The sequence below is a fragment of the Amycolatopsis sp. SID8362 genome (genome assembly GCF_010550475.1).
Lineage (GTDB): Bacteria > Actinomycetota > Actinomycetes > Mycobacteriales > Pseudonocardiaceae > Amycolatopsis > Amycolatopsis eburnea.
Map to the genome: position 1 here is coordinate 1 of NZ_JAAGNB010001484.1, position 1,589 is coordinate 1,589.

3 protein-coding genes are annotated in these 1,589 nt (G+C 73.8%); 2 read left to right on the top strand and 1 reads right to left on the bottom strand.

The genetic code is table 11. The annotated features are described in order from the left end of the window. On the bottom strand, positions 1-635 hold a 635-nt coding region (locus tag G3I65_RS45725; RefSeq protein WP_160701644.1), incomplete at its 3' end, for an NADP-dependent oxidoreductase. A gap of 106 nt (positions 636-741) precedes the next feature. On the opposite strand from G3I65_RS45725, the gene G3I65_RS45730 reads away from it, so the two are divergent. Next, complete coding sequence (locus G3I65_RS45730; RefSeq protein ID WP_125316422.1) at positions 742-1,173, top strand: helix-turn-helix domain-containing protein; 432 nt, start codon at positions 742-744, stop codon at positions 1,171-1,173. Positions 1,174-1,183: 10 nt separating this feature from the next. Beyond that, positions 1,184-1,589, top strand: a 406-nt coding sequence (locus G3I65_RS45735) for a helix-turn-helix transcriptional regulator (RefSeq protein ID WP_375336775.1), incomplete at its 3' end; no start/stop codon positions are given.

The window sequence follows — 1,589 nt, forward strand, 5'->3', positions numbered from 1 at the left end:
GCGTCCACCCCGCCGGGGACCAGGGCGCGGACGCGGTCGGCGAGGGCGGGACCGCGGGGGACGAACGCGTCGGCGCCGAACTCCCGGACGAGGGCTTCGTCGGCTTCCCCCGCCACGGCGACGACGTGCAGGCCCCGGGCGTGGGCGAGGGCGACGGCGTACCCGCCGACCGCGCCCGCGGCCCCGGTGACCAGGACGCTGCCGACGGTTTCGACGAGGTCGAGCGCCTGGGCGGCGGTCAGGGCGTTGAGCGGCAAGGTGGCGGCTTCGACGGGGGAGAGGCTGTCCGGCGCGGGCGCGACGGCCGAAGCGTCCAGGACGACGTAATCGGCGTAGGCGCCCAGCGGGAGAGCGATGCGGTCGCGGAGCCCGAGCACGGCGTCGCCCACGCGGAAACCGGTGTCCCCGGCGTCGTCGATCTCCCCGGCGACGTCCCAGCCGAGCCCCAGCACCTCGCGCGGCGGGATCACCCCCGCCCCGGTGAGCACCCCCGCCCGGGTCGCCAGGTCCACCGGGTTGACCGCGGCCGCCGCCACCCGGATCCGCACCTGGCCAGGGCCGGGCACCGGGACCGGCACCTCGGCGTACTCCATGACTTCCGGCCCACCGAACCGCCGGACCACCACCGCGCGCATCTTCGTCTCCTCCGCTACGGATACCTTCCCCGCGACCGTATGGGGAGCTACTCTCCATCGGGAAGTACGCACTCGCAGGTTCCCCACGTACCCGGAGGTTCGCCCGGTGCCCACGCGCACGGCGGAGCAGAAGCGGCACGCCGAAAAGGCCGCCTACGACGCCTACCTCGCCGCCTGCCCGACCCGGAAGCTGCTGGACGAGATCGCCGGCAAGTGGGTCAGCCTGATCCTGGTCGCGCTCGGTGACGGCCCGCAGCGCTACAGCGACCTTTCGCGGCGCATCGCCGGGGTCAGCCAGAAGATGCTCACCCAGACCCTGCGGGTGCTCGAACGCGACGGTCTCGTGCGCCGGGAGGTGACGCCTTCGGTGCCCGTCCGCGTCGACTATTCCCTTACGCCGCTGGGGGAATCGCTGCGCGCGCTGGTGGCCGGGTTCAAGGACTGGGCGGAGGCGAACTTCGACGCCGTCGACGCCGCCCGGACCGATTACGACGCGCGTACCCCGGACCTCACGATCGGGCCGGGCGGCGCGGGCTAGGCTCTACCGGGTGTCCACCGCACGCGCCGAACGGCTGGTCAATCTGGTGCTGGCCCTCCTGTCCACCCGGCAGTACCTCACTGCCGAGCGGATTCGCGGCATCGTGCCCGGGTACGCCGACGCGGCCAGCGACGACGCCTTCTTCCGGACGTTCGAGCGGGACAAGACCGAGCTGCGCGAACTCGGGATCCCCCTGGAGACCGGCCGCAACTCCGCGTTCGACGCCATCGAGGGCTACCGCATCGCCCGCCGCGACTACGAGCTCGGCGAGATCGACCTCGCCCCCGACGAAGCCGCCGCGGTCGCGCTCGCCTCGCGGCTGTGGGACTCGCCGGAGCTGACCGGGCAGGCGCAGGGCGCGCTGGTGAAGCTGCGCGCCGCCGGCCTGGAGGTCGACGACCAGGCACCCACCGTCG